Annotated in this window: 23 protein-coding genes; 11 read left to right on the top strand and 12 right to left on the bottom strand. The window is 67.4% G+C overall.

Going from position 1 to position 26,058, the window contains the following annotated elements:
• The first annotated feature begins 97 nt into the window (after nucleotides 1-97).
• The 6 genes from PKB_RS18320 to PKB_RS18295 all read left to right on the top strand — a co-directional run bounded on the left by PKB_RS18320 (nucleotide 98) and on the right by PKB_RS18295 (nucleotide 6,008).
• Nucleotides 98-733 (top strand): LuxR C-terminal-related transcriptional regulator, encoded by a 636-nt coding sequence (locus tag PKB_RS18320; RefSeq protein WP_043253425.1) that lies wholly within the window; start codon nucleotides 98-100, stop codon nucleotides 731-733.
• A gap of 129 nt (nucleotides 734-862) precedes the next feature.
• Nucleotides 863-2,302, top strand: coding sequence for an aminotransferase-like domain-containing protein (locus tag PKB_RS18315; RefSeq protein WP_043253424.1), 1,440 nt, complete (start codon nucleotides 863-865; stop codon nucleotides 2,300-2,302).
• 147 nt (nucleotides 2,303-2,449) lie between these two features.
• Nucleotides 2,450-4,126, top strand: coding sequence for a vWA domain-containing protein (locus PKB_RS18310; protein ID WP_043253423.1), 1,677 nt, complete (start codon nucleotides 2,450-2,452; stop codon nucleotides 4,124-4,126).
• A gap of 7 nt (nucleotides 4,127-4,133) precedes the next feature.
• Nucleotides 4,134-4,712: an RNA polymerase sigma factor gene (locus PKB_RS18305; RefSeq protein ID WP_043257484.1), complete on the top strand. Its 579-nt coding sequence runs from the start codon at nucleotides 4,134-4,136 to the stop codon at nucleotides 4,710-4,712.
• Complete coding sequence (locus PKB_RS18300; protein WP_043253422.1) at nucleotides 4,709-5,314, top strand: hypothetical protein; 606 nt, start codon at nucleotides 4,709-4,711, stop codon at nucleotides 5,312-5,314. Before PKB_RS18305 ends, PKB_RS18300 begins: the two co-directional genes overlap by 4 nt.
• A 115-nt stretch (nucleotides 5,315-5,429) precedes the next feature.
• Nucleotides 5,430-6,008 (top strand): hypothetical protein, encoded by a 579-nt coding sequence (locus PKB_RS18295; protein WP_052355319.1) that lies wholly within the window; start codon nucleotides 5,430-5,432, stop codon nucleotides 6,006-6,008.
• Between the two features lie 266 nt (nucleotides 6,009-6,274).
• Here PKB_RS18295 and PKB_RS18285 read toward each other — a convergent pair whose 3' ends face one another.
• From PKB_RS18285 to PKB_RS18250, 8 genes are all read right to left on the bottom strand, one after another.
• The gene (locus PKB_RS18285) at nucleotides 6,275-8,101 is read right to left on the bottom strand and encodes a long-chain-acyl-CoA synthetase (protein ID WP_043253420.1); all 1,827 of its coding nucleotides are present in this window, start codon (nucleotides 8,099-8,101) and stop codon (nucleotides 6,275-6,277) included.
• Nucleotides 8,102-8,278: 177 nt separating this feature from the next.
• Nucleotides 8,279-9,100: an SDR family oxidoreductase gene (locus tag PKB_RS18280; protein ID WP_043253419.1), complete on the bottom strand. Its 822-nt coding sequence runs from the start codon at nucleotides 9,098-9,100 to the stop codon at nucleotides 8,279-8,281.
• Nucleotides 9,101-9,213: 113 nt separating this feature from the next.
• Entirely contained in the window at nucleotides 9,214-11,202 is a 1,989-nt protein-coding gene (gene atuF, locus PKB_RS18275; RefSeq protein ID WP_043253418.1) for a geranyl-CoA carboxylase subunit apha, read from the bottom strand.
• Nucleotides 11,203-11,328: 126 nt separating this feature from the next.
• Nucleotides 11,329-12,126 carry an isohexenylglutaconyl-CoA hydratase gene (gene atuE, locus PKB_RS18270; protein WP_043253417.1) on the bottom strand — a complete coding sequence of 266 codons (798 nt, stop codon included), beginning with the start codon at nucleotides 12,124-12,126 and terminating at the stop codon, nucleotides 11,329-11,331.
• Nucleotides 12,127-12,216: 90 nt separating this feature from the next.
• Entirely contained in the window at nucleotides 12,217-13,377 is a 1,161-nt protein-coding gene (gene atuD / locus PKB_RS18265) for a citronellyl-CoA dehydrogenase (RefSeq protein WP_043253416.1), read from the bottom strand.
• Nucleotides 13,378-13,417: 40 nt separating this feature from the next.
• Entirely contained in the window at nucleotides 13,418-15,034 is a 1,617-nt protein-coding gene (gene atuC, locus PKB_RS18260; RefSeq protein WP_043253415.1) for a geranyl-CoA carboxylase subunit beta, read from the bottom strand.
• A 3-nt stretch (nucleotides 15,035-15,037) separates the two neighbouring features.
• A complete protein-coding gene (locus tag PKB_RS18255) occupies nucleotides 15,038-15,913 on the bottom strand; it encodes an SDR family oxidoreductase (protein ID WP_043253414.1) in 876 nt (291 codons plus the stop codon).
• A gap of 13 nt (nucleotides 15,914-15,926) precedes the next feature.
• On the bottom strand, nucleotides 15,927-17,720 hold the full coding sequence (locus PKB_RS18250; protein WP_043253413.1) for an acyclic terpene utilization AtuA family protein: 1,794 nt from the start codon (nucleotides 17,718-17,720) through the stop codon (nucleotides 15,927-15,929).
• A 222-nt stretch (nucleotides 17,721-17,942) separates the two neighbouring features.
• Between PKB_RS18250 and PKB_RS18245 the strand changes: the two genes are divergently transcribed.
• Nucleotides 17,943-18,566 (top strand): TetR/AcrR family transcriptional regulator, encoded by a 624-nt coding sequence (locus PKB_RS18245; RefSeq protein ID WP_197539230.1) that lies wholly within the window; start codon nucleotides 17,943-17,945, stop codon nucleotides 18,564-18,566.
• 3 nt (nucleotides 18,567-18,569) lie between these two features.
• Here PKB_RS18245 and PKB_RS18240 read toward each other — a convergent pair whose 3' ends face one another.
• From PKB_RS18240 to PKB_RS18230, 4 genes are all read right to left on the bottom strand, one after another.
• Entirely contained in the window at nucleotides 18,570-19,334 is a 765-nt protein-coding gene (locus PKB_RS18240) for a CPBP family intramembrane glutamic endopeptidase (RefSeq protein ID WP_043257479.1), read from the bottom strand.
• A 150-nt stretch (nucleotides 19,335-19,484) separates the two neighbouring features.
• Complete coding sequence (locus tag PKB_RS29230; protein WP_084166670.1) at nucleotides 19,485-19,658, bottom strand: DUF2897 family protein; 174 nt, start codon at nucleotides 19,656-19,658, stop codon at nucleotides 19,485-19,487.
• Between the two features lie 98 nt (nucleotides 19,659-19,756).
• Entirely contained in the window at nucleotides 19,757-21,121 is a 1,365-nt protein-coding gene (eat, locus tag PKB_RS18235; protein ID WP_043253412.1) for an ethanolamine permease, read from the bottom strand.
• A gap of 194 nt (nucleotides 21,122-21,315) precedes the next feature.
• On the bottom strand, nucleotides 21,316-22,245 hold the full coding sequence (locus tag PKB_RS18230; RefSeq protein ID WP_043253411.1) for a YeeE/YedE thiosulfate transporter family protein: 930 nt from the start codon (nucleotides 22,243-22,245) through the stop codon (nucleotides 21,316-21,318).
• Between the two features lie 169 nt (nucleotides 22,246-22,414).
• Between PKB_RS18230 and PKB_RS18225 the strand changes: the two genes are divergently transcribed.
• From PKB_RS18225 to pyrF, 4 genes are all read left to right on the top strand, one after another.
• Complete coding sequence (locus PKB_RS18225; RefSeq protein WP_043253410.1) at nucleotides 22,415-23,716, top strand: sensor histidine kinase; 1,302 nt, start codon at nucleotides 22,415-22,417, stop codon at nucleotides 23,714-23,716.
• A 1-nt stretch (nucleotide 23,717) separates the two neighbouring features.
• Nucleotides 23,718-24,680, top strand: coding sequence for a response regulator (locus PKB_RS18220; RefSeq protein WP_052355318.1), 963 nt, complete (start codon nucleotides 23,718-23,720; stop codon nucleotides 24,678-24,680).
• Nucleotides 24,681-24,740: 60 nt separating this feature from the next.
• Complete coding sequence (locus PKB_RS18215; protein WP_043253409.1) at nucleotides 24,741-25,130, top strand: DUF2306 domain-containing protein; 390 nt, start codon at nucleotides 24,741-24,743, stop codon at nucleotides 25,128-25,130.
• Nucleotides 25,131-25,218: 88 nt separating this feature from the next.
• The gene (gene pyrF, locus PKB_RS18210; RefSeq protein ID WP_043253408.1) at nucleotides 25,219-25,917 is read left to right on the top strand and encodes an orotidine-5'-phosphate decarboxylase; all 699 of its coding nucleotides are present in this window, start codon (nucleotides 25,219-25,221) and stop codon (nucleotides 25,915-25,917) included.
• Nucleotides 25,918-26,058: the final 141 nt, after the last annotated feature.

Genomic DNA, 26,058 nt, shown 5'->3' with positions numbered 1-26,058 from the left:
AGGTGGGGAGTAACTCGAAAAATTTCGAGGCATCCCTTGGTGACAATACGCGCCACGCGGCAGCTGTATCTGTCGCGCCCACCAACAGGAACACCCGATGTCGTCGAAACAGGAAATACTCAAGGCCATAGTCGCGGATGCCCAGCCCATGATCGGCTGGGGGTTGCAGCGCTACCTGGATGAAAACTGCCGTACCCAGGTGCTGGACTGGGTCACCGATACCGACTCGCTGCTGGAAAAGCTGGAAACCCTCGAGGGGCTCGACCTGGTCATCATCGAGATGGCGCTGCCAGGCTCGCGCGGCCGGGATGGCGTCCACCTGATCGAGTGGCTGCAGCGCCACTATCCGAACCTGAAGATCCTGGTCTACTCGATCATGGGCGCACCACTGATGGCGCGGGCAGCCCTGCGCTGCGGCGCGAGCGCCTACATCTGCAAGCGCAGCGCGCTGAACCTGCTGGACGAAGCCATTGCAAGGCTGCGTAAAGGGCAGACCTACATCGACACCAGCCTGCGTCCGCCGCGCCATACCGGGCGTCCGTTGAGCCCAACCGAAATCGATATCCTGCGCCGCCTGTCCCACGGCGCCACCGTCGGTGAAATCGCCGAGCGTACCAATCGCAGCGTTTCCACGATCAGTACACACAAGCGCAATGCCATGCAGAAACTGGGTGTGAGCAACGATGCGCAACTGGTGGTCGCCGGCATGCTGGACTGGCTCGGGGAGTTCTGAGGCCCTCTAGCCCGCGGCCTGCGCCGGCCATCGGCGAGCAGCTGTATCGGCATGTTTCCCTGCTACTGTTCTGGAACAGTTTCGAGTTTTTGGATACTGTTTCGGTCCAATGTTCGAGGGATCGCCGTCATGAGCAATCTGCTTCTGTACCAACGCATCGCCCAGCAACTGGCCGACGACATCCGTCGCGGTGTCTACCAGCCGGGCGAGCGCGTGCCCTCGGTGCGCAAGCTGAGCACCCAGCTCAACGTCAGCCATGCAACTGTGCTGCAGGCCTACGCGACCCTCGAGGATCAGGGACTGATCCGCGCTCGCCCGCAGTCCGGCTACTACGTACACCACACCCCGGCGCTGACCGCCTCGACGCCTGATATCGCGCGGGTCGAGCGGCCCGGCCTGGTGACCCGCAGCAGCATCATCAACCAGGTGCTCGCCGAGGCCCGCCGCGAAGGCGTGTTCCCGCTGGGCGCCGCGGTGCCGCACGTCGATTACCTCCCGGTTCGTGCGTTGCACCAGCAACTGGCCAAGGTCACGCGCTTCTCCAGCCCGCGCGCCTTCAGCTACATGTTCAGCCCCGGCTACGAGCCGCTGCGCCGCCAGGTGGCGATTCGCATGCGCGATGCTGGCGTGGTGGTGGATCCCAGCCAGGTGACCATCACTCACGGTTGCGTCGACGCCATCCATATGGCGCTGCGCGTGATGACCCGCCCGGGCGACCTGATCGCCACAGAATCGCCGAGCTATTACGGCCTGCTGCAACTGGCCGACATCCTCGGCCTGAAGGTCATCGAGATCCCCAGCGACCCGCTTACCGGCATCAGCCTGGAGGCGTTGCAGCTGGCCGCCAACCAGTGGTCGATCAAGGCCCTGGTACTGACCGCGCGGCTGTCGAACCCGCTGGGCGGGACCATTCCCGAGGAGCGCCAGAAGCAGCTGCTCAAACTCACCTCCGAGCACAACATCGGGGTGATCGAGGACGATATCTACGGCGAGCTGATGTTCGACGAGGGGCAGACCAAGGCACTCAAGGCCCATGACCGCGAGGGCAGGGTGGTGTACTGCTCGAGCTTCTCCAAGACCATCTCGCCTGGCGTGCGCATCGGCTGGATCATCGCCGAGCGTTACCAGGAAGAGATTCGCCGCTTGCAGACCTTCACCACGCATTCGGCGTGCACGGTGACGCAGATGGGCGTGGCTGCGTACCTGGAGAATGGCGGCTACGACCGGCACCTGCGTTACATCCGCCAGGAGTACCGGAAGAACATGACCGCCTACCAGCTGGCGGTGCAGCAGTACTTCCCGGAAGGCACGCAGATGACCCGGCCCAAGGGCGGCTTCATCCTCTGGGTCAGCCTGCCGGCCAAGGTCAACACCAAGGAACTGCACGTGCGGGCGCTGGAGCAGGGCATCAGCATCGCGCCGGGGCTGATCTTCAGTAACACCGAGCAGTTCAACAACTGCCTGCGCCTGACGTGCGGCATCCCCTGGGACCGCGAGGCCGAGCGGGCGATCATGACCCTCGGCATGCTGGCCTGCCAGCTTTGCCACGAGGAGCAGATCGCGGCGTAAGCCGGCTCTTGTAGGAGCGAGCTTGCTCGCGAACCGGCTTCGCAGCGGAGCTGATCGCGAGCAAGCTCGCTCCTACGAAACTCCCCTTTAACCCGTTTCATCTGACGGCCTCGTCTGAAGGGAGGAATCCTTCTCGAGGCCGCCACCATGTCGCTTCCCGCCATTCCCCTTCGTCCCGTCGCCATCGGCCTGCTGCTGGCCATCGGTGGTTGCGGCCAGTCCAGCCCGGAGCAGGCCGCACGCGCCGACAAGCCCGAGGTCGCGCCTTTGGCGAGCCAGGACCAGGTCCGTGAAGCCGAAGTGAAAGCCAAGCTCGCTGCACCGGCCGCTGCGCCTCTGATGGAGAGCTATGCCATGCCGAGTGCGCCGGAACCGCAGCCGCCTGGCTACCGCGACGAGGAGCGCGAGCAGTACCAGAACCTCGCGCAGAATCCGATACACAGCGTCGCCGAGGCGCCGGTGTCGACCTTCAGCATCGACGTGGACACCGGCAGCTACGCCAACGTCCGGCGCATCCTCAACGAAGGCCGCCTGCCGCCGCAGGGCGCGGTGCGCCTGGATGAGATGCTCAACTACTTCCCCTACAGCTACGCCCCGCCCGGCGACGACAGCCCCTTCGGTATCACCACCGAGCTGGCGTCTTCGCCGTGGAATCCGCACACCCGGCTGTTGCGCGTCGGCATCAAGGCCAGCGAGCGCAGCATCGAGCAGCTGCCGCCGGCCAACCTGGTGTTCCTGGTGGATGTTTCCGGCTCCATGGATCGCCGCGAAGGCCTGCCGCTGGTGAAGGGCACGCTGAAGCTGCTGGTCGATCAGCTGCGGCCGCAGGACAAGGTTTCCCTGGTGGTCTATGCCGGCGAGTCGCGGGTGGTGCTGGAGCCCACGTCGGGCAAGGACAAGGCGAAGATCCGCGCCGCCATCGAGCAGCTCCAGGCCGGCGGTTCCACGGCCGGCGCGGCCGGCATCGAACTGGCCTACCGCATGGTGCAGCAGGGCTTCGTCGACAAGGGCATCAACCGCATCCTGCTGGCCACCGACGGCGACTTCAACGTCGGCGTCAGCGACTTCGAGACGCTCAAGCAGATGGCCGCGGAGAAGCGCCGCAGCGGTGTTTCGCTGACCACCCTGGGCTTCGGCGTGGACAACTACAACGAGCGCCTGATGGAGCAGCTGGCCGATGCCGGCGACGGCAACTACGCCTACATCGACAACCTGCGCGAGGCGCGCAAAGTGTTGGTCGACCAGCTCAGTTCGACCCTCGCGGTACTGGCGAAGAACGTGAAAATCCAGCTCGAATTCAACCCGGCGCAGGTCAGCGAGTACCGCCTGCTGGGGTACGAGAACCGCGCGCTCAAGCGCGAGGACTTCAACAACGACCAGGTCGATGCCGGCGAGATCGGCGCCGGGCATACGGTCACCGCGCTGTACGAAATCGTCCCGAAAGGCGAGAAGGGCTGGCTCGACCCGCTGCGCTATCAGGCGAGCGAAAAGGCCTCAGGCAAAGCTGACGAGCTGGCCTGGCTGCGAGTGCGCTGGCAGGCGCCGGAGGGCGGGCCCAGTCATCTCGTCGAACGTCCGGTCGCCGCTTCCGGCACTGCGCCTGATCTGGCCAAGGCCAGCGACGACCTGCGCTTCGCCGCTGCGGTGGCGGCGTTCGCCCAGCAGTTGAGCGGTGGGCGCTACACCGGTGATTTCGGCATGAACGACACGCTGGCCCTGGCCAGGAGCGCGCGCGGCGACGATCCTTATGGCCTGCGCGGCGAATTCGTCCAGCTCGTCGAGCTGGCGCGCAGCCTGCAGACCCCACTGGCACGGAACCCCTGACTTGATCATGGATGCAGACGACGCCGTCCTGTTGCGGCGCTACCGACAGGGCGATGCCGAGGCCTTCGCCACGCTCTATGAGCGCCATCGCCTCGGCCTCTACCGCTTCCTCTGCGGCCTGTGCGGCGACAGCGCCCAGGCCGACGAGGTGTTCCAGGAAACCTGGATGAGCCTGATCCGCAGCGCCAGCGAGCCGGAGGGGCGCGCGAGTTTCCGCACCTGGCTCTACCAGATCGGCCGCAATCGCCTGATCGACCACTGGCGGCGCAACGGCCGGCGCAGTGAACAGCAGGAGGCCTTCGACGAACAGGTGCATGGCGACGCCGTGCCGGGCGAGGCCGAAGACCCACTGCAGCAGCTGAGCCTGAGCCGCGACCGCGAGCGCCTGCAGCAGGCGCTGGAGGCCCTGCCCGGCGAACAGCGCGAGGTGTTCCTGCTGCGCGCCCATGGCGACCTGGAGCTGCAGGAAATCGCCGAACTGACCCGCACGCCCGCCGAGACGGTAAAGAGCCGCCTGCGTTACGCGATGCAGAAACTGCGCCGGTTGCTCGCCGACCCGGCGGCGACCGAGGAGGTGTCCCCATGAATCGCCATCCGCAACGGCCGGACGCCGAAGAAGAGGCCTTGCTCGAGCATTTCCGCCGGCACAGCGACGCCCAGCCCTCGGCGCAACTGGATGCCCGCATCCTGGCCGCGGCACGCGCCGCAGTACCGCAACGCCCGAGCGTCTGGCTGCGCGTTCGACAATGGTTGTTTGGCAGCCCGCAACGCTGGTCGGTGGCCCTGGCGGGTCTGGCGACTTTGGGCATCGGCGTGAACCTGACCCTGCGCACCTACGAGCAGGCACCGCCGCGCTTCGACGCGCCGGCTCCGGCAGTAGCCCCAAGCATGCAGCGCCAGGCGATGCCGCAGACGCCGGCGCTGTATTCCGCGCCGGCGGCCAGTGCTCCGCAAACCGAGGAGCGCAAGGTGTTGGCCGAAAGCGCCAGTGTTCAGGACCTGGCCGCACCAGCCGCCAAGCGCAAGGCGGAAGCGGCCGAGCCGGAAACCGACCTGCGTCGTCTGCTGGAGCTGCAACGGCAAGGCGACGCTGCGGCTGCGCAGCAGTTGCGCACGAGCCTGCGGCAGCGTTATCCGCAGCTGGATATCGACAAGGAGTTGAAGCGTCTGCAGGCCCAGCCTGAATGAATGCTGAAAAAGAGGCCCGCGCCCGTCGGAATCGATCAAATTTTGACCTGGGCCTCTTGTCTTGTCGGTCGACTGAGGCGAGGATGGCGCGCCCGTGGCCAATTGCCTTCTTACGATGCTGCACCGACTCGTCCTGCTGACCCTGATACCCCTGCTGCTGAGCGCCTGCGGCGAGGCCGACAAGGCTGCGCCGAGCAAGGCGCCGACGGCTGCCGCGACGCCCGCTCCGGTAGTGGCACCGGCTGCTGCGCCGGTAGCTGCGCCCGCGGCTGTGGCGTCGTCCGTCGAGCCGCAGGAAGTGCCGCACGAGCCGGTGCCCAAGCCCAAGGTCAAGGCCGAAACTGCGCCGCTGGGCAAACCGCTGGCGCCGGCACGCCTGCCGGTTGCGACGGCGAAGAACAAGGGCGCACCGGAGAACGTCCCCGACGTACACCGCGCAGGGGCGCATTCCAAGCTGGACCTGCGCCTTCCCCAGGACGTGCTGCATGGCCTGGACGCCGACCTCGAAGAGCTGAAGACGGTGGAGAAGCCGCTGCTGCCGCCGATGTTCGAGGACAAATCTAAGCAGGAAAGCCCCTTCCAGGTCGGCGGCCGCCTGATCCAGCGCGAGCGCGGCGAGCGCGTCGATCCCAACGAGGACAACTGGCATTCGGATATCCGCGGCGCCGAACTGCAGTTCCAGTTCCGTAACTGACGCGATCTAGCAGAACCATCCCCCTGTAGGAGCGGACCTTGTCCGCGATCGCGCGCATGGCGCGCTCCTACAGGAGGCATTGGTTTGGAGAGTTTCGCGGATAAGATCCGCTCCTACGGGATAGCGCCGACCCTGACGTTCGCGCCGAACGGCTCCCTCTCCCGCTTGCGGGAGAGGGTTGGGGAGAGGGCGGCTAATCCCAGGCGCCAGTGCATCCGGCAAGCACCCTTCGCGAGCAAGCTCGCTCCTACGAGAGCGCTACGCCTTTAGAAGCGCAGCTCACCCCGGCGGATCGACTCGAACAGCGCGCTATCCAGCGGCCGGTAGTCGGCCTCGCCGGGCAGGCGGACGAAGAGCGCTTCGCCAACCTGTTGCGGGTCGAAGGCGGCGGTCTTCAGGTCGGCTTTCTTGTACTTGAAGGTGCCGGTGGTCTCGACCTGCTGCAGTAGGCGCAAGAACAGCGGTACCGCATACGCCGGCAGTTCGCGGTCGAGGTGTTCGGCCAGCAGCGCGCCGTCCAGTGCCTCGCCCGGCGCCAGGCGCAGCGCGGCCATGCCGCAGCGGCCGTCGGTGCCGGGAATCTCCACGCCATAGACCACCGCGTCTTCCACCCCGTGGACGGCCCCGAGGACGTTCTCGACCTCGGTGGTCGAGACGTTCTCGCCCTTCCAGCGGAAGGTGTCGCCCAGGCGGTCGACGAACTGCGTGTGCTTGAAGCCCAGGTCGCGCATCAGGTCGCCGGTGTTGAACCAGGCGTCACCCTTCTTGAACACGTCGCGGAAGATCACTGCCTGGGTCTTGGCCGGGTCGGTGTAGCCGTCGAACGGCCACTTGTCGCTGATCTCGCTGATCAGCAGGCCTGACTCGCCCTTGCCGACCTTTTCCATGAAGCCTTTGGCGTCGCGCAGCGGGCGGTCGTTTTCCAGGTCGTAGCGGACGATGGCGTAGGTGGCCGGCGAGAAGCCCACGGTGTTGTCGAAGTTGAAGACGTTGGTGAAGCCGATGTTGCCTTCGCTGGCGGCGTAGAACTCGGTGATCCGCTCGATGCCGAAGCGCTCCTTGAACTCGCCCCAAATCGACGGGCGCAAGCCGTTGCCGATCATGTACTTCAGGCTGTTGCCGCGTTCTTCCTCGCACACCGGCTGGTTCAGCAGGTAGCGGCAGAGCTCGCCGATGTAGCCGAAGCAGGTCGCGCGGTAGTGCTGCACGTCCTTCCAGAATGCCTTGGTGGAGAACTTGCGGCGCAGCGCGATGGCGGCGCCGCCGGCCAGCACGGCGCTCCAGCACACGGTCACCGCGTTGTTGTGGTAGCAGGGCAGGGTCAGGTAGAGCACGTCGTCGCGGGTCAGGCCCAGGCCGGAGTGGCCGAAGCCGCCGTAGGCCTTGATCCAGCGTCCGTGGCTCATGATCGAAGCCTTGGGCAGGCCGGTGGTGCCGGAGGTGTAGATGAAGAAGCAGGCGTCCTTCAGGCGCACCTGGGCGGTGTCGGGGAGATTGTCCGATGCCTGGCCCTGGGCCTGGCGCATCAGGTTGTTCCAGCCTTCCGGAGCCTGACCGGGGTCGAGCAGGGTGTCGTCGTCGGCCACCCAGTAGAGGCGTTCGGTGCTGCCGTTCAGGTTGGCGCGAACTTCGTCGAAGGCCGCGCGCAGTTCCTCGCCGACCACGAAGTGGCTGGGGCCCACGAGGTTGAGGCTGTGGCTGAGCACCTGGCCGCGCTGGGTCGTGTTGATCAGCGCGCCAACGGCGCCGAGCTTGGCCAGCGCGGCGAGGATCACCAGCAGTTCGGCGCGGTTCTCCAGCATCACCGCGACCACGCTGCCGTGCTGCACGCCCTCGGCCTTGAAGGCATGCGCCAGGCGGTTGGCCCAGCCGTTGAACAGGGCGTAGGACAGCCGGCGCTGGCCTTCCAGCAGCGCTGGGCTGTCTGGATACAGGCGAGCGGCGCGCTCCAGCGCCCAGCCCAGCGACAGGACCTTCTCGCGGTTGCGGATGCCGGTGTAGTAGAGCCCCCGCAGCATGCGCGGCACGCGGCCCAGGGTGGAGGGCAGGCGGGCGATGAAGCGGGAAGGGGTGATCAGATCGGCGTGGCTCATTGACGCGGTGCCCTTGTTGTCATTGTTGGCGGAGGCGCGCAGGCGCCCTGAACCACTCTAGGCCCGGCTCCGCCGCGCGGCTATGACCCTGGCGCGCGCGGTGGGAGGCAGATGGGCAAATGGGCGCCAGGCTAGAGCCTGGAGGGCTCTTCGTAGGAGCGCTCTTCGTCTGCCAGCTCAGTCGAGGAACAGATCCGGCACCAGCGAGCCGCCCTGCGGATCGAAACGGTACTGCTCGAAGTCGGTCTGGCCCTGCTCGCGGAGGATTTCCTCGTCGATCAGCAGGCGTCCGCTGATGCTGCGGCCGCTGCTGTTGAGGATGGCGTAGGCGGCGTCGGCCATGATCGCCGGGGTGCGGGCGCGCTTGAAGGCGTCGCGGCTGCCCAGTTCGAACTCGATGGCGGCGGTGGCGATCATGGTCTTCGGCCACAGGGCGTTGACGCTGATGCCGTATTTCTTGAATTCCTCGTGCATGCCGATGGTGAGCATGCTCATGCCGTACTTGGTGACGGTGTAGGGGCCGTGTTGGGCGAACCACTTGCTCGCCATGTTCAGCGGCGGCGACAGGCTGAGGATGTGGCCCTGGCTCTGTTTCAGGTAGGGCAGCGCGGCCTGGCTGCAGACCATCACCGCGCGGGTGTTGATCTGGTACATCAGGTCGAAGCGCTTGGGTTCCAGGCGCTCGACGCCGACCAGCTTGATCGCCCCGGCGTTGTTGACCAGCGCATCGATGCCACCGAAGTGTTCGGCGGCCTTGGCCATGGCTTCGCGCACGGCGTTCTCGTCGCGCACGTCGAGCTGCAGGGCGAGGGCCTTGCCGCCGGCGGCCTCGACTTCCTCGGCGACGCTGAAGATGGTGCCGGCCAGCTTCGGATGCGGCTCGGCGCTCTTCGCCGCGATCACGATGTTGGCGCCATCGCGCGCGGCGCGCAGGGCGATCTCGCGGCCGATGCCGCGGCTGGCGCCGGTGATGAACAGGGTCTTGGCATTCAGTGACATGGTTGGCTCCGTGTTCTTGTTGTCGTGTGCGTACGGACTGGCTTGGGGGACTAATGTAGGAGCGGGCCATGCCCGCGATTCGCGCGCATGGCGCGCTCCTACAAGGGGTGCTGTCAGGCCTCTTCGGCCTCGACTTCCACCAGCAGCTGGCGGCTCTTCACCTGTTCGCCCTTGCTCACCTGGACGCGGCGGATCACGCCGTCGACGCCGGCCTTGAGCGGGTGCTCCATCTTCATCGCTTCCAGCACCAGCAGCAGCTGGCCCTTGCTGACGCGCGTGCCTTCGCTGACCAGCACGTCGACGATGGCGCCATCCATCGGCGCCTTGACCGTGCCGGAGCCCGCGCCGTTCTGGGCGCCGGCTGGCTCGTGGGTGACGTCGCGCAGTTCCAGGTTGCCGTTCTCGCCGTACAGCCAGACCCGCTCGCCGAGCTGGTGGTAAGCGATGCGCCGGCGAATGCCATCGACCTCAGCCACCAGCCAGCGGCCATCGGCAGCAATCTGCTGCAGGGCGATGACGGCCTCGCCGAGACGGGCCAGCAGCTTCGGTTGTGCGCCGGGTTCCAGCACGTCCATTTCCAGCGTGTGTTTCTGCTCGCCGTCGTGCAGGACGAAGCGCCAGGGCGCGCTGCCGGCGTTGCGCCAGCCGGCCAGGCCGCCCTGGTGCGCGCGGGCGTTGGCTGACGCCTGGTAGAGCAGGGTGGCGGCCAGGGCCAGTTCGGCCGGTTGCGGGGCTTGCGGGCGCAGGCTCGGATCGCCAGCGAAGTGTTCGCCGATGAACACGGTGGTCGCCTTGCCTGCGGCGAATTCGGGGTGCTTGAGCAAGTTGGCGAGGAAGCGCTGGTTGCCCTTCACGCCCAGCAATACGCAGTCTTCCACCGCGCGTACCAGCTTGCGTCGGGCCTCGTCGCGAGTGGCGCCGTAGGCGATCACCTTGGCCAGCATGGGGTCGTAGAAAGGCGTCACCGCCTGGCCTTCGACCAGACCGTGGTCGATGCGCACGCCGTCGAGCAGTTGCGGCTCCCAGCGCAGCACCTCGCCGGTTTGCGGCAGGAAGCCGTTGCCGGCGTCTTCGGCGTACAGGCGCACTTCGATGGCGTGGCCGCGCAGCGTGATCTCTTCCTGCTGCAGCGGCAGCGGCTGACCTTCGGCCACGCGGATCTGCCAGGCCACCAGGTCCTGGCCGGTGACCAGCTCGGTGACCGGGTGCTCGACCTGCAGGCGGGTGTTCATTTCCAGGAAGTAGAAGGCGCCGCTGGCATCCAGCAGGAACTCCACGGTGCCGGCGCCGACGTAGTTGACCCGCGCCGCGGCCTTTACCGCCGCCTCGCCCATGGCCTGGCGCAGTTCGGGAGTAAGGACGGGGCAGGGCGCTTCCTCGATGACCTTCTGGTGGCGGCGCTGCACCGAGCAGTCGCGCTCGCCGAGGTAGACGATGTTGCCGTGGTGGTCGCCGAACACCTGGATTTCCACGTGACGCGGCTGGATCACCGCTCGTTCGAGGATCAGCTCGTCGCTGCCGAAGGCGTTCAGCGCTTCGGAGCGAGCGGTCTTCAGCTGCGCGAGCAGTTCGCTGGATTCGTGCACCAGGCGCATGCCGCGCCCGCCGCCGCCGGCGCTGGCCTTGATCATCAGCGGGTAGCCGATGCGCTCGGCTTCGCGCGCCAGGGTCGCGTCGTCCTGCTCGGCGCCTTCGTAGCCGGGGATGCAGGGCACGCCGGCTTCGAGCATGGCGAGCTTGGACAGGCGCTTGCTGCCCATCAGGTGGATGGCTTCCACGCCAGGGCCGATGAAGACGATGCCGGCCGCCTCGCAGGCGCGGGCGAACTCGGCGTTCTCCGAGAGGAAGCCGTAGCCGGGGTGCACGGCGTCGGCACCGGTGCGCCGCGCGGCCTCGAGGATGGCCTCGGCCTTCAGGTACGACTGGCCGACCGGCGCCGGGCCGATGCAGACGGCTTCGTCCGCCAGCTGCACATGGCGCGCTTCGGTGTCGGCCTGGCTGTACACCGCCACCGTGCGGAAGCCCAGGTCCTGGGCGGTGCGGATCACCCGGCAGGCGATCTCGCCGCGGTTGGCGATGAGGATCTTGTTGAAGCTGGGCATCGGAGTGCTCCTGCTGGCTTGTCTGTCTCTGGGCTTTTCTGGGCCCCCCCCCCCCCGCCCGTGACGATGAGGCTGGGTTCTCCTCCCCCCGTCATCCCCGCGAACGCGGGGACCCAACGAACAAAATCACTGCGCCCAGTTCGGTTTGCGTTTCTGCACGAAGGCCATGGTGCCTTCGGCGCCTTCGCTGCCGGTCACTGCCTCGGCGAACTGCCGTGCGGCGCCATCCAGCAAAGAGCCAAGCTCTTCCCGCTCGGTCGCCAGCAGCAGCGCCTTGGTCGCCGCGTTGGCGCCCGGTGCGCAGCGGCGGACCTGCTCCAGGCAGTCCGCCAGGCGCTGGCCGAGCGCGTCGGCATCGGCCTCGCTGAAGTGCACCAGGCCCAGGCGCAGCGCCTCGCGGCCATCGAAGCGGGCGGCGGTAAGGGCCAGGCGGCGGGCCTGGGTCAGGCCGACGCGCTTGGCCACGAAGGGCGCGATCTGCGCCGGGAGGATGCCCAGCGTGGTTTCCGGCAGGCCGAATTGCGCGCCGTCGGCGGCGATGGCGATGTCCGAGACGCAGGCCAGGCCGAATCCGCCGCCGAGTACCGCGCCTTCCAGCACGGCGACGAGTACCTGCGGTTGCGCCTGGGCTTCTTCCAGCAGGCTGCCGAAGGCGCGGTTCAGCTTCGCGTAGGCATCGGTCCCGGCGGCGCGGGCGCCGGCCATGTCCTTGATGTCGCCGCCGGCGCAGAAGTGGCCGCCGGCGCCGCGCAGGACGATGGCGCGCACCGCGCGGTCGTCACGCACTGCAGCGAGCACGGCGCGCAGTTCGCCGACCATCGCCAGGCTCATGGCGTTGCGGCTGTCCGGGCGGTTCAGGGTGACGTGCAGCACGCCACCGTCGCGTTCCAACAGCAGGGTTTCGCAGTTCGGCAATTCGCTCATGCCGGGTTCCTCATCGATTCGTTGGCCTGGCCCGTCCCGTAGGGCGAATAACCCCGAAGGGGTTATCCGCCGTCGGGCAGAGCGACATCCTCAGCCTTTCTTCTTGCCCGGCAGGGTGCCCATCAGCTTGCAGATGATGCCGAGCATGATTTCGTCGGCGCCGCCGCCGATGGATACCAGGCGGGTGTCGCGGTAGGCGCGGGACACCGGGTTGTCCCACATGAAGCCCTGGCCGCCCCAGTACTGCAGGCAGGCGTCGGTGACTTCCCGGGCCAGGCGGCCGACCTTGAGCTTGGCCATGGAGGCCAGGCGGGTAACGTCCTTGCCGCGGATGTACTGCTCGGTGGCCTGGTAGGTGAGGGCGCGCAGGCACTCGATCTCGGTCATCAGCTCGGCCATGCGGAAGTGGATGACCTGGTTGTCGATCAGCGCCTGGCCGAAGGTCTTGCGCTCCTTGCAGTAGTCGATGGTGGCGTTGACGCAGTACTCCAGGCCCTTGATCCCGCTGGCCGCGCCGAACAGGCGTTCCTCCTGGAACTGCAGCATCTGCATCATGAAGCCCGAGCCTTCGGCGCCGATGCGGTTGCGTTGCGGTACGCGAACGTCGTCGAAGAACACCTGGGCGGTTTCCGAGCTGCGCATGCCGAGCTTGTCCAGGTGCGGGCTGAGGCTGATGCCCTTGCTGTTCATCGGCACCATGATCAGCGACTTGTTGATGTGCGGCTTGTCGTCGGAGGTGTTGGCCAGCAGGCAGATGAAGTCGGCCGAGGGCGAGTTGGTGATCCACATCTTGCTGCCGTTGATGATGTAGTCGTCGCCGTCCTTGCGCGCGGTGGTCTTCATGCCGGCCACGTCGGAGCCGGCGCCGACCTCGGATACGCCGATGCAGCCGACCATGTCGCCGGCAATCGCCGGGCGCAGGAATTCCTCGCGCAGCTCATCGGAACCGAAGCGCGCCAGGGCCGGGGTGCACATGTCGGTCTGCACGCCGAGGGCCATGGGCACGCCGCCGCAGTGGATGGTGCCGAATTCTTCTGCGGCGACCATCGAATAGCTGTAATCCAGGCCCATGCCGCCGAACTTTTCCGGCTTGGAGATGCCGAGCAGGCCCAGCGCGCCGGCCTTCTTGAAGACTTCGTGGATGGGGAAGCGGCCAGCCTTCTCCCACTCGTCGACGTAGGGGTTGATTTCCTTCTCGACGAAGTTGCGGACGGTACGGCGGAGTTCTTCGTGTTCCTGGGTGAAGATCATTTGTTGTTTTCCTCCTGGACCTGAATGCCTTGTGGGCGCATCAGAAGCGCGCCACGCCGAAACTGTTGTTCTTCAGCGGTCGTACCGCCGCTTCCGCGCAGATGTCCAGCAGGTAGCCGAGCAGCCGGCGGGTGTCGCGCGGGTCGATCAGGCCATCGTCCCACAGGCTCGCCGTGCCGTAGAGCGCGGTGGACTGTGCGTCGAGCTTCTGCGCGGTCATCTGTTCGAGCATGTCGAGCATCTTCGGGTCGGGCTCCTTGCCCTCCTTGGCGTGCTTTTCCTCGGTGACGATGCGCAGCACCTTGCCGGCCTGGGTGCCGCCCATCACCGCGGTGCGGCTGTTCGGCCAGGCGAAGATGAAGCGCGGGTCGAGGCCGCGGCCGCACATGGCGTAGTTGCCGGCGCCATAGGACCCACCTACGACGAGGGTGAGCTTGGGCACCGTGGCGTTGGCCACTGCCTGGATCATCTTCGAGCCGTGCTTGATCACGCCCAGGCGTTCGGACTCGGTGCCGACCATGAAGCCGGTGGTGTTGTGCAGGAACAGGATCGGCGTGTTGCTCTGCTCGCACAGCTGGATGAACTGCGCCGCCTTGGCTGCACCTTGCGGGGTGATCGGGCCGTTGTTGCCGATCAGGCCGCAGGCCTGGCCTTCGATGTGCAGGTGGCCGCAGACGGTCTGGCTGTCGAACTCGTTCTTGAAGTCGAGGAAGCGCGAGCCGTCGGCGATGCGCGCGATGATTTCACGTACGTCGTAGGGCTTCTTGGCGTCCGCCGGGACCACGCCGAGCAGTTCCTCGGCCGGGTACAGCGGCTCGTCCCACTGCTTGGCCACGCGGGCCGGCAGCTGGGCATTCCACGGCAGCGCGGCCATGATCTCGCGGGCCAGGCGCACACCGTCGGCGTCGTTCTCGGCCAGGTATTCGGCGGTGCCGGCGACCTGGGCGTGCAGCTCGGCGCCGCCCAGTTCTTCATCCGTGGCGATCTCGCCCGTGGCGGCCTTCAGTAGCGGCGGGCCGGCGAGGAACATCTTGGCCTTGCCGCGCACCACCACCACGTAGTCCGACAGCCCCGGCTGGTAGGCGCCGCCAGCCGTGGACGAGCCGTGCACCACTGTGACCTGCGGAATGCCGGCAGCGGAAATCCGTGCCTGGTTGGCGAAGCCGCGCGCGCCCTCGACGAAGATCTCCGCCGCGTAGTTGAGGTTGGCGCCGCCGCTCTCGGTGAGGGCGATCAGCGGCAGCTTGTTCTCCATCGCGACTTGCTGCAGGCGCAGGGTCTTTTTCAGCCCGGTCGGCGAGATGGTGCCGCCCTTGATCGCGCTATTGCTGGCGGTGACCAGGCAACGCACGCCGGCCACATAGCCGATGCCGGAGATGATGCCGCCGCCGGCCTGGGTGCCGTCCTTGTCGTCGTGCAGCTTGTAGCCGGCCAGCGAGCAGAGTTCGAGGAAGGGCGCGCCGGGGTCGAGCAGCAGGTTCAAGCGTTCGCGCGGCAGCAGCTGGCCGCGCCTGTCGAACTTGGGCTTGGCCTCGGCGGCCTTGTCGAGCACCTTCTGCTCGACCTCGCGGAAGCTCGCCACGGCGGCCAGCATGGCCTCGCGGTTGCGGGCGAAGTCTTCGCCCTGGCTGTCGATTTCGGATGGGATGACCGGCATCTTTTACTCCTGGTCCTTCAGCACATCGGGCAGATAGGCGCGGTGGAAGCCGTTGTAGGAGCGGCTCTGTCCCGGTTTGCCTTTGGCCAGCGGGAAGGCGCGGCTGCCCTGGCTGGCGGCGCCATCGATGCGGATGGTGTTGCCGCTGATGAAGGCGGCGCCGGGGGAGAGCAGGAAGACGATGGCCGCCGAGACTTCCGATTCGGTGCCGATGCGCTTGAGCGGAACGTGCTCGCGCAGGGTCGGGATGATGGCCTTGAAGGCGCCTTCGTAGGTGTCCATGCCGCTGGAGGCGACCCAGCCCGGTGCCACCGCGTTGACCCGCACGCCGGCGTAGCCCCACTCGATGGCGGCGGTCTTGGTGAAGTTCTCCATGCCGGCACGCGCCGCGCCGGAGTGACCCATGCCGGGCATGCCGCCCCACATGTCGGCGAGCATGTTGACGATGCTGCCGCCGTGCTTGCTCATGCTCTGGTTGAAAACTTCGCGAGCCATGAGGAAGCCGCCGACCAGGTTGGTGCGTACCACCGCCTCGAAGCCCTTGAGGTTGATCGAGGCGAGCGGGGCGGGATATTGGCCGCCGGCGTTGTTGACCAGGTGGTGGATCGGCCCGCGCTCGGCGAGCACTTGGGCGACCAGTGCCTTCACCGCCTCCTCGTCGCGGATGTCGCAACTGTGCCAGCTGGCGCTGCCACCGTCCTCGACGATCTCGCCGGCGGTCTTCTCCAGCTTCTCCGCCTTGCGCCCGACCAGCACGACATGCGCGCCGAGCGCCGCCAGTTCATGGGCGGTGCAACGCCCGATGCCACTGCCGCCGCCGGTGACGAGGATGGTCTGGCCGGCGAACAGGCCGGGTTTGAAGATCGAGTCGTATGCCATTGTCGTTCTCGTCCTACGGCTTGAGTTCATCGGCGATGGCCTGCGGCACCGCCACCGGGAATTCCAGCAACTGCTGGGCGAAGGCCTTGCCCTGCGGATCGATGCGCAGGCTGGCGACGCCGCCGCCGCCCAGCGCGTGTTCGAGCAGGAAGTTCAGGCTGTGTGTGCCCGGCAGATACCAGCGGCTGACGCGGCCATGCTGCGGGTCGAGTACGTGCTGCATCCATTCCGCCACCGCGCCTTCGCTGAGCGCCTCGGCGATCCACGGCAGGTATTCCGCCTTGCGCGCCATGACGCCGATATTGCTGTGGTCGCCCTTGTCGCCGGAGCGCGCCACCGCGAGCTTCACCAGCGGCACACTGGCCGTGGCCTGGCCCTGGGCGGCCGGCGCTTCCTGCGCATCGGCCAGCGAGGCGGGATCGAAGTGCGACAGCTGCGGGAGGGCGAGCGCATGGCGCTCCTCACCGACACTCACAGCCAGTTCGCAGCGAGACTTGTCGACCAGGAAGGAGAACAGGCGGATCACCGGGTACACCGTGGGCCGGCCGCCGACGATGCCGGTCAGGCCCGGCGCCATGCCGGTGGCGGCCTGGGCGATCTCGCGGGAGAACAGCACCAGGGCTTCCTTGCGGCTGTGGCGCACGGCGACCTTGATCACCACCTCGCGGGTGTCTTCGCGGCGGCCGTGGGGGCCGTAGGTGGCCTCGCTGCCCAGCAGCTCGACGCTGATCTCGCGGTAGGGCCCCCAGCCGCGCTCCATGAGGATTTCTTCGGTCTTGGCGATGATCGCCTGGCTGACCCGCTCGGCCTTTCTGACCGCGTCGATACCGGCGATCAGGCAGCTCGCGGTGCAGCGGAAACCGTCGGGATAGGTGGCGCTGACCTTGTATTGCGCGGTCGGCGGCAGCCCGCGGGCGCCGCTGACGGAGACGCGATCGGCGCCGGCAGGTTGCAGTCGAACTTGTGTGAAGTCGCAGATCACGTCGGGCAGCAGGTAGGCACGCGGATCGCCGATCTCGTAGAGCATCTGCTCGCCGACGCTGAGCGTCGTCACCAGGCCGCCGGTGCCGGCGGGTTTGGTGACGACGAAGTCGCCGTCGGCCTGCACCTCGACGATGGGGAAGCCGATGTGCTCGTAGTCCGGCACGCTTTCCCAGTCGGTGAAGTTGCCGCCGGTGCACTGCGCGCCGCATTCGATGATGTGCCCGGCGAGCGCCGCCTGGGCCAGCTTGTCGTAGTCGCTCCAGGCCCAGTCGAATTCGTGCACCAGCGCGGCGCTGACCACGGCGCTGTCGACCACGCGGCCGGTGATGACGATGTCCGCGCCAAGCTTCAGCGCTTCGACGATGCCCGGCGCGCCGAGGTAGGCGTTCATCGAGACGCACATGGGCGGTAGCGGGGCGCCGCTGAACATTTCAGTGGTGCCGGCCTTGGCCAGATCGGCGGCCTGGGGCAGCAGGTTGTCGCCTTCGAGCACGGCGATCTTCAGGCTCACCCCGGCCTTCTCGCAGGCCGCCGCGAGCGCCTTGGCGCAGCTCTGCGGGTTGACCCCGCCGGCGTTGCTGATGACGCGGATCTTCTTCTGCGCGATGTCGCCCAGCAGCGGCGCGAGCACTTCGACGAAGTCCGTGGCGAAGCCGGCCTCGGGCGCTTTCAGGCGCGCCCCGGCCATGATCGACAGGGTGATCTCGGCGAGGTAGTCGAAGACCAGGTAATCCAGCTGCGCGCCCTTGACCAGTTGGGCGGCGGCGGTGGAGGTGTCGCCCCAGAAGGCGGAGGCGCAACCGATGCGTACGGTTCTGCTCATTGTTCTGCCCGTAACGTTCGAAGTGTGTTTCGGACATTACCAAGCAAGCGCTTGGTTGAAAAGTGCCGATTCGGCCAGAACACCCAACCAAGTAATGGCCAAGCGCTTGCTCGGTTGGCTCGGCGAGCATACATTTCACCTGTATGCACAAGCACTTGCGTGGCGATTGCGGAATCGTCGTGAACACTGGCGCCCGGTGGGCGGATGAGGGGAGAGCAGAGCGTGGATGAGCAAAAGGCCCGCGAAGTGATGCTGGAACTGGTGGCGACCGGGCAGATCACCGATCCGGAAAGCGCCCGCGGCAAGCTGCTGCAGACCGCTGCCCACCTGTTCCGCAGCAAGGGCTACGAGCGGACCACGGTGCGCGACCTGGCCGGCGCCGTGGGCATCCAGTCCGGCAGCATCTTCCATCACTTCAAGAGCAAGGATGAGATCCTGCGCTCGGTGATGGAGGAAACCATCCTCTTCAATACCGCGCTGATGCGAGCCGCGCTGGCCGATGCCGAGGGTGTGCGCGAGCGCCTGCTGGCGCTGATCCGCTGCGAGCTGCAATCGATCATGGGCGGCACCGGCGAGGCCATGGCGGTGCTGGTGTACGAGTGGCGCTCATTGTCGCCGGAAGGCCAGACCTACATCCTCGGCCTGCGCGACATCTACGAGGACATGTGGCTGCAGGTCCTCGGCGAGGCGCGGGTGGCCGGCTACAGCTCGGCCGACCCCTTCATCCTGCGGCGCTTCCTCACCGGCGCCCTCTCCTGGACCATCACCTGGTTCCGCCCGGAAGGCAGCGTGACCCTGGAGCAACTCGCCGAACAGGCATTGCTGCTGGTGATCAAGGAGGCCTGAGCCTCACTCCAGGCCCAGGTGCAGCGGATAGCTGAGCAGCAGCAGGTGCACGCTGTTCACCGCGGCGTGCAGCAGCACCGCCATCGACATGCGTCCGCTGAAGTGCAGGGCCAGCCCGTAGCCCAGGCCGGCGATGCCGGCGACCAGTGCGAACTTGCCGCTGAAAGGCAGGTGCGCCAGGCCGAAGAGCACGCTGGCCACCAGGATGCCGACCAAAGCCCCGAAGCGCTGCACCAGGACGGTCTGCAGCAAGCCGCGGAAGATGCATTCCTCGGTCAGCGAGATGACCGTCAGGTTCATCAGCATCCAGATCCACAGGCCTTCCGGCCATTTCGGCTTCCACACCACCAGGCCGCTGGCGATCGCCAGCAGTGGCACGGCGAACAGCGTGCAAATCACTGCGATGCTGGCGTAGTCCATCGACCTGCTGGTCGGCGGCGGTCGACGCAGCCACCAGACCAGCAGGGTCGCCCCGACCAGAGCCTTGTCCCAGGACAGGCGCAGGGCGTAGGCCGGCGCATCGCTGCTGAGCTGGCGCGAGGGCCATAGCGTCCAGGATTCGCTGCCAGGCAGCAGATGGGCGGCGAGGGCGAAGCTCGCCAGCAGGCTGACCGTCCACCACACCGGCCAGGGCAGGTGGCGTTCAGCGAAGAGCGTCCAGGCGATATAGAGCACGCCAATGAAAAGACCCAGGGTGTGGACGAATCCGAGGGCAAAGCCGCTGAGCAGGAGCACGCCTGGCAACAGCGGTAGGAGCTTCCTAAGCATCATTTCCTCCATCCAGTGGCGGGAGTCTAGGCGGATTCACCGGCCAGGAGCCACCACTGTCGCAGCCAAATGGCAGAAATGACGTAAGAAAAAGTGCTTGAAAACGAAGGAAAAGTTGGCGGTGACCGGACGGTCGCCGCCAGAACGGGCTCAGCGCTTGTCGTCGCGGGCGTCCTGGGCATCCATTTGGGCGTTGCGCTCGTGAATGCGCTTGAGCTGTTCCTCGGTCAGCGGCAGCTTGCGGGCGCTGTCGCGCAGCAGCAGCAGGCCACCGAGGATGGAGCCAAGGGCGAGGATCATGATCAACCAGGCATACCAGGGCATGGTGTTCTCCTATCGGGACAGGCCTTCACCATAACGCCCGCAGCCGGGCTTGTCTTGCAGAGGCGGCCCCGCCTCGGCGGCGGGGCCGGGGGAGGGGCTCAGGCGCCGGTGAGCATGGCGTCGGCGGGGGCGCTGGCGCGGTGTGCGGCGGTCAGCTGGAAGTAGATGAAGCCCACGGCCATGAAGGCGGCGAAGATCGCGGCGATGGTCAGGTTGTTCCAGACCATGGCGACCAGGCAGAGCGTCGCCAGGACCAGCGCGATCCCCGGCACCAGCGGGAAGCCCGGGGCGCGGAAGCTGCGTTCAAGCTCCGGCTCGCTGCGGCGCAGCTTGAACAGGCTGAGCATGCTCATGATGTACATGACGATGGCGCCGAACACGCTCATGGTGATCATCGCCGCGGTCAGGCTCATGCCCTGCAGGTTGATCAGGCTGTCGCTGTAGATGGCGGCGATGCCGATCACGCCGCCGGCGATGATCGCCCGGTGCGGGGTCTGGAAGCGCGACAGCTTGGCCAGGCCGCGCGGCAGGTAGCCGGCGCGGGCGAGGGCGAAGAACTGCCGCGAGTAGCCGAGGATGATGCCATGGAAGCTGGCGACCAGGCCGAACAGGCCGATCCACACCAGCATGTGCAGCCAGCCGGAGTTCTCGCCCACCACCATCTTCATCGCTTGCGGCAGCGGGTCGTTGATCCCGGAGAGCGCTTTCCAGTCACCGGCGCCGCCAGCGAACAGCATCACGCCGATGGCCAGTACCACCAGGGTCAGGATGCCGCTGACGTAGGCCTTGGGAATGGTCTTCTTCGGGTCCTTGGCTTCCTCGGCGGCCATGGCCGCGCCCTCGATGGCGAGGAAGAACCAGATGGCGAAGGGAATGGCCGCGAAGATCCCGCCGACCGCCTCGCCGCTGAAGCCCTGGGAGCCGGCCCAGCCGTTGAGCACGAAGTTGCTGAAGCTGAAGCCCGGGGCGACCACGCCCATGAACACCAGCAGCTCGATCACCGCGAGCACGGTCACCACCAGTTCGAAAGTCGCGGCGATGCTCACGCCGAGGATATTCAGCGTCATGAACACCACATAGGCGCCCAGCGCCGCGTGGCGCGGGTCGAGCGCCGGGAACTGCACGTTGAGGTAGGCGCCGATGGCCATGGCGATGGCCGGCGGGGCAAAGACGAACTCGATCAGCGTGGCCAGCCCGGCCACCAGCCCGCCTCTCTCGCCGAAGGCGCGGCGGCTGTAGGCGAAGGGCCCGCCGGCGTGGGGAATGGCGGTGGTCAGCTCGGTGAAGCTAAAGATGAAGCAGGTGTACATGGTCGCCACCAGCAGCGTGGTGACCAGGAAACCGAGGGTGCCGGCCACGCCCCAGCCGTAGCTCCAGCCGAAGTATTCGCCGGAGATCACCAGGCCGACGGCGATGCCCCACAGGTGCAGGGTGCCTAGGGTGGGTTTGAGTTGCGTGCTCATGCGGGTTCTCCCTGAAGGGTCAACGACACGACGGCAAGCGTCGTGCAGTCGTCGTGCCAGCATGGGCAGGCAGGTCGCAAAGTGCGGGTTGCTGTCGTTTTCTCGACGATTTGCCGGCGTTCTTCGCCGAGTACCTGGTTTTTCTCTGCCGTTTCGCCTCATGTCGGGGCAGCGGCGGCACAAGCCTGGTTCGTTCAGGAGCGGCGCAGCAGGACGACCAGGCCAAGCGCCAGCGCGATGCTCAGGCACATGCTGGCGAAGGCCAGCCAGGCGTTCGGCCAGAGCAGCGGCATGCCGAACAGGATCAGGCTGTCGTTGCCGCCGGGCACCAGGCTGGCGCCGGCCCCCATGAGTGCGCCGCCGGCCAGGCAGCGCGCCAGGTCCAAAGCGCGCGGCCAGCGATGCCGCCAGTTGCCGGAGAGCCAGCCACCGAGCAGGGCGCCGCCGAACAGCGCGGGGAGCAGCAGGCCGCGAATGCCCAGGTGCATGAAGCGGCCGTCGGCCAGTTCGCCGAGCACGTCGGTGTAGCTCCAGGGACCGACCGTGCAGAACAGGCCGAGGAAGCACAGCGCGATGACCAGTGTCGCCAGGTGCGCCGACCAGGGCGTGGCGCTGCGGCGCCGGGCGTCGCGGAGAATCCAGGCGCCGCGCAGCGCGAGCGGCAGCAGGATCAGCGCCGGCAGGGCGGCCGGCAGGTCCTGCAGCCAGGTTGGCAGGGCCATTGGCATGTCCACCGCCGAAGCGCCCAAATGCCGGGCGAGCAGGCAACCGCCGAGGAAGCCCAGCGGCGTGCCCAGCCAGGCCCACTGCCCGGAGCCGAGCCGGGCGATGGTGCCGAGCACGCAGCCGCCGTTGAGCAGCGCACCCAGGCCCAGCAACATGCCGCCGGTCGCTGCGCCCCAGTGCAGGTCGAAGCCCATGGGCACGCGCGGCAGCAGGCCGAGGACGCGCAGGGCGATCATCCCAGCCATGACCCACAGCGTCGCTTCCAGCAGCGCCGCGAAGCGGGTCCAGCGGCGCAGCAGCACGGCTTCCTCGACGGCGGCGACCAGGCAGGTGCCGCCACGCTGGATGGCGAACCCCATGAGCGAGGCCAGCGCCAGGCTGGCGAGCAGGATCGGCATCGCGTCGGCTCCCGTAGCGGTCTCCTCTTCAAACGCTAGACGTCGCGTCGGGGTGATTGTTACGCAGCGATGACGTGTCGATGAAAGTTGGGTTGGCCGCGACGGCTGTCACATGCTGGCAATCTGGCGCTGCTTCACTGGCGGGCATTTGAATCAGGGGACCCCCTCGATGACCACCAGCGCCCTGCACGCCCTGTTGCGTGAAGTCGAGCCGTTGCGCCCGGAGATGAGCGTCAGCGACGTCGCCGACCGCCTGCTCACCGCCGAGCACCGCGCCTTCCTCTCGCTGCCGGTGGTCGACGCCGAGGGCCGGCCGCTCGGCCTGATCAGCCGCTACAGGCTGCAGGACATCTTCATGCAGCGTTTCGGCCGCGACCTCTGGGGCCGCCGGCCGATCCGCGATGCGATGAACGCGGCGCCGCTGCAGGTGAGCATGGCGTCCAGCCTGGAGGAGGCGGCGCAGGAGATCACCGCGCGCCTGCAGTACCCGATCACCGAGGACTTCATCCTGGTCGACGGCAATGGCGCCTACCTCGGCCTGGGTACCGTGCTCGACCTGCTGAAGGCCATGGAATCGCGCATCGCCCAGCGCAACCGTGTGCTGCGCAAGGCGCTGGTCGACCTCAAGGAATCCCAGGCGCAGCTGGTGCAGTCGGAGAAGATGGCTTCGCTCGGGCAGATGGTCGCCGGCGTCGCCCACGAGCTGAACACCCCGCTGGGCTATGTGCGCAACAACCTCGAACTGGTCCGCGAGCAGATCCTGCCACTGCTGCAGGTGGCCGAGTCGCAGAGCCAGCTGGTCGACTGCCTGAACGATGCGGCCTGCGACGAAGCGCGGCTGGTCCAGGCCCTGCAGGCTGCCGAAACGGCCCGCCGCGAAGCGCCGCTGGAGGAGCTGCTGGGCGATCTCGACCAGCTGTTCGGCGACACCACCTACGGCCTCGAACAGATCGGCGAGCTGGTTGGCGGGTTGAAGGACTTCGCCCGCCTGGACCGCGCCATGAGCGAGGAGGTCGATCTCAACGAGTGCGTGAAGAGCGCGCTGCTGATCGCCCGCAACAGCATCAAGGACAAGGCCGAGATCGTCCGCCAGCTCGGCGAGCTGCCGCGCATCGCCTGCGCGCCCTCGCAGATCAACCAGGTGCTGCTCAACCTGTTCACCAACGCTGCCCAGGCGATGGAGCGCTTCGGCCACATCCACGTGAAGACCTGGGCCGACGACGACTCGGTGTACGTCTCGGTGCAGGACAACGGCAAGGGCATGCCCGCCGAGGTCATGCAGCGCATCTTCGACCCCTTCTTCACCACCAAGCCGCCGGGGCAGGGCACCGGCCTGGGCCTGTCGATCAGCTACAAGATCGTCCAGGACCATGGCGGCAGCATTCGCGTCGCGTCCGAACCCGGACGCGGCACCCGCTTCCTCATCCGCCTGCCACGTGCGCAGGCCCGCGACCTGAAACGGAGTGCCTGACATGATCCAGCCGCTCAAGGCCCAGCTGCAGACCGGCCAGGCCCGTCCCTCCGGCCTGACCCGCATCCTCTTCGTCGACGACGAGGAGCGCATCCTGCGCAGCCTGGCCATGCAATTCCGCCGGCACTACGAAGTGCTCACCGAGAGCGACCCGCGCCGCGCCCTGGAGCGCCTGCGCAGCGAGTCGGTGCAGATCATCGTCAGCGACCAGCGCATGCCGCAGATGACCGGGTCCGAACTGCTGGCCCAGGCCCGCGAGATCGCCCCGGACACCCTGCGCATCCTGCTCACCGGCTATTCTGACCTGGATGCCGCGGTGGAAGCGCTGAACAGCGGCGGCATCTTCCGCTACCTGACCAAGCCCTGGGACCCGCAGGAAATGGCCTTCACCCTGCGCCAGGCGGCGGAAATCGCCGGCCGCCAGGGCGCGGTGGTGACCGACCTGCAGGCCATCAGCCGGGCGGCGGCGCCGCTGAACGTGCTGCTGCTGGACGAGGACGCCGACACTCTGGCGTGCGTCGGCGACTTCTGCGCTGCCAGCGGCCATCGCCTGCACCGCGCGCGGACGCTCGCGGAAGCCATCGCCTGCCTGAACAGCGAGTCGATCGACCTGCTGGTCAGCGACCTGAAACTGGCCGGGGAAGATACCGCGCCGCTGCTCAAGTCCCTCGCCCAGGCCCATCCGCGCCTGCTCAGCCTGGTGGTCACGCCGTTCCGCGACACCCAGGACCTGCTGGCGCTGATCAACCAGGCGCAGATCTTCCGCTACCTGCCCAAGCCGATCCGCCGCGGGCTGTTCGAGAAGGGCCTTAAGGCCGCCGCCGAGCAGGCTCTGCTCTGGCGCGCGCAACCGCAGCAGCGGGTGGCGCGCCTGGCCGAAACGCCGCGCGAGGAACGCGAGCGGGAGAAGGTCGGCAGCCTGCTGGGCATGCTCGGCCGCCTGCGCGAACGCCTGACGGTCTGACCCTAGCGGCCCGGCCGGCACCGGGCCATGCTCTGGGGCTTCCGTTCACCTGGAGCTGCCATGAGCTACCTGGGTCTGGCCTATGCCCATCTCGCCACCGTGTTGCCGGCCTTCGCGCTGGGCACCTACTTGCTCGTGCGGCGCAAGGGCACGCCACTGCACAAGGCGCTGGGGCGCTGCTACCTGCTGCTGATGCTGGCCACCGGGCTGATCACCCTGGCCATGCCGGCGCATGTCGGGCCGCAGGTGCTGGGGCACTTCGGCTTCATTCATCTGTTCAGCCTGGTCACCCTCTACAGCGTGCCGGCCGCCTGGCTGGCGGCGCGTTGCGGCGATATCCGCACCCATCGCGGCAACATGATCGGCCTGTACGTCGGCGGGCTGCTGATCGCCGGCAGCTTCGCGCTGATGCCGGGGCGCCTGCTGCACACCTGGCTGTTCGGCGGCTGAGGCGGGCAGGGCGTCGCCGGAAGCTGCCGGCGGGCGCGCTTTCTGCGACAATGCGCGGCGTTTTTCGATTCCCCCCGCGAGAGAACCCATGTCCGCCTGCCAGTCCCCGATCATCGTCGCCCTGGATTTCCCCACCCGCGAGGCCGCCCTGGCGCTGGCCGAACAGCTCGACCCGAAACTGTGCCGGGTCAAGGTCGGCAAGGAACTCTTCACCCGTTGCGGCCCGGCGATCGTCGAGACCCTGGCGGCCAAGGGCTTCGAGGTGTTCCTCGACCTGAAATTCCATGACATCCCCAACACTACCGCGATGGCCGTGAAGGCCGCCGCCGAGATGGGCGTGTGGATGGTCAACGTGCACTGCTCCGGTGGCCTGCGCATGATGGCGGCCTGCCGCGAGACCCTGGACGGCCTGAACGGCGCCAAGCCGCTGCTGATCGGCGTGACCGTGCTGACCAGCATGGAGCGCGAGGACCTGGCCGGCATCGGCCTGGACGTCGAGCCGCAGGAGCAGGTGCTGCGCCTGGCTGCCCTGGCGGAGAAGGCCGGCCTCGACGGCCTGGTCTGCTCGGCCCAGGAAGCGCCGGCGCTGAAAGCCGCGCACCAGGCCCTGCAGCTCGTCACCCCCGGCATCCGCCCGGCCGGCAGCGCCCAGGACGACCAGCGCCGCATCCTCACCCCGCGCCAGGCGCTGGACGCCGGCTCCGACTACCTGGTGATCGGCCGCCCGATCAGCCAGGCCGCCGACCCGGCCGCTGCGCTGACCTCGATCGTCGCGTCCCTGGGCTGATCGCCCCGGGAACGAAAAAAGGCGGAGCAGGGTGACCTGCTCCGCCTTTTTCTTTGCGTGGCTTTTCGTAGGAGCGAGCTTGCTCGCGAATGGCCCCGCTGCGGAGCAGGTTCGCGAGCAAGCTCGCTCCTACAGGGGGCT

Source organism: Pseudomonas knackmussii B13, assembly GCF_000689415.1.
GTDB lineage: Bacteria > Pseudomonadota > Gammaproteobacteria > Pseudomonadales > Pseudomonadaceae > Pseudomonas > Pseudomonas knackmussii.
This window is presented reverse-complemented; position numbering and strand designations above follow the sequence as displayed.

Coding starts and splice junctions, on each gene's coding strand:
- PKB_RS18300 (WP_043253422.1), top strand. CDS start 4,709: ATGAATCGCCATCCGCAACGGCCGGACGCCGAAGAAGAGGCCTTGCTC.
- atuC (WP_043253415.1), bottom strand. CDS start 15,034: ATGCCGGTCATCCCATCCGAAATCGACAGCCAGGGCGAAGACTTCGCC.
- PKB_RS18310 (WP_043253423.1), top strand. CDS start 2,450: ATGTCGCTTCCCGCCATTCCCCTTCGTCCCGTCGCCATCGGCCTGCTG.
- PKB_RS18280 (WP_043253419.1), bottom strand. CDS start 9,100: ATGTCACTGAATGCCAAGACCCTGTTCATCACCGGCGCCAGCCGCGGC.
- PKB_RS18285 (WP_043253420.1), bottom strand. CDS start 8,101: ATGAGCCACGCCGATCTGATCACCCCTTCCCGCTTCATCGCCCGCCTG.
- PKB_RS18250 (WP_043253413.1), bottom strand. CDS start 17,720: ATGAGCAGAACCGTACGCATCGGTTGCGCCTCCGCCTTCTGGGGCGAC.
- PKB_RS18320 (WP_043253425.1), top strand. CDS start 98: ATGTCGTCGAAACAGGAAATACTCAAGGCCATAGTCGCGGATGCCCAG.
- PKB_RS18240 (WP_043257479.1), bottom strand. CDS start 19,334: ATGCTTAGGAAGCTCCTACCGCTGTTGCCAGGCGTGCTCCTGCTCAGC.
- PKB_RS18215 (WP_043253409.1), top strand. CDS start 24,741: ATGAGCTACCTGGGTCTGGCCTATGCCCATCTCGCCACCGTGTTGCCG.
- PKB_RS18295 (WP_052355319.1), top strand. CDS start 5,430: ATGCTGCACCGACTCGTCCTGCTGACCCTGATACCCCTGCTGCTGAGC.
- PKB_RS18220 (WP_052355318.1), top strand. CDS start 23,718: ATGATCCAGCCGCTCAAGGCCCAGCTGCAGACCGGCCAGGCCCGTCCC.
- PKB_RS18230 (WP_043253411.1), bottom strand. CDS start 22,245: ATGCCGATCCTGCTCGCCAGCCTGGCGCTGGCCTCGCTCATGGGGTTC.
- PKB_RS29230 (WP_084166670.1), bottom strand. CDS start 19,658: ATGCCCTGGTATGCCTGGTTGATCATGATCCTCGCCCTTGGCTCCATC.
- atuD (WP_043253416.1), bottom strand. CDS start 13,377: ATGATCTTCACCCAGGAACACGAAGAACTCCGCCGTACCGTCCGCAAC.
- atuF (WP_043253418.1), bottom strand. CDS start 11,202: ATGCCCAGCTTCAACAAGATCCTCATCGCCAACCGCGGCGAGATCGCC.
- PKB_RS18225 (WP_043253410.1), top strand. CDS start 22,415: ATGACCACCAGCGCCCTGCACGCCCTGTTGCGTGAAGTCGAGCCGTTG.
- PKB_RS18305 (WP_043257484.1), top strand. CDS start 4,134: ATGGATGCAGACGACGCCGTCCTGTTGCGGCGCTACCGACAGGGCGAT.
- eat (WP_043253412.1), bottom strand. CDS start 21,121: ATGAGCACGCAACTCAAACCCACCCTAGGCACCCTGCACCTGTGGGGC.
- PKB_RS18315 (WP_043253424.1), top strand. CDS start 863: ATGAGCAATCTGCTTCTGTACCAACGCATCGCCCAGCAACTGGCCGAC.
- pyrF (WP_043253408.1), top strand. CDS start 25,219: ATGTCCGCCTGCCAGTCCCCGATCATCGTCGCCCTGGATTTCCCCACC.
- atuE (WP_043253417.1), bottom strand. CDS start 12,126: ATGAGCGAATTGCCGAACTGCGAAACCCTGCTGTTGGAACGCGACGGT.
- PKB_RS18255 (WP_043253414.1), bottom strand. CDS start 15,913: ATGGCATACGACTCGATCTTCAAACCCGGCCTGTTCGCCGGCCAGACC.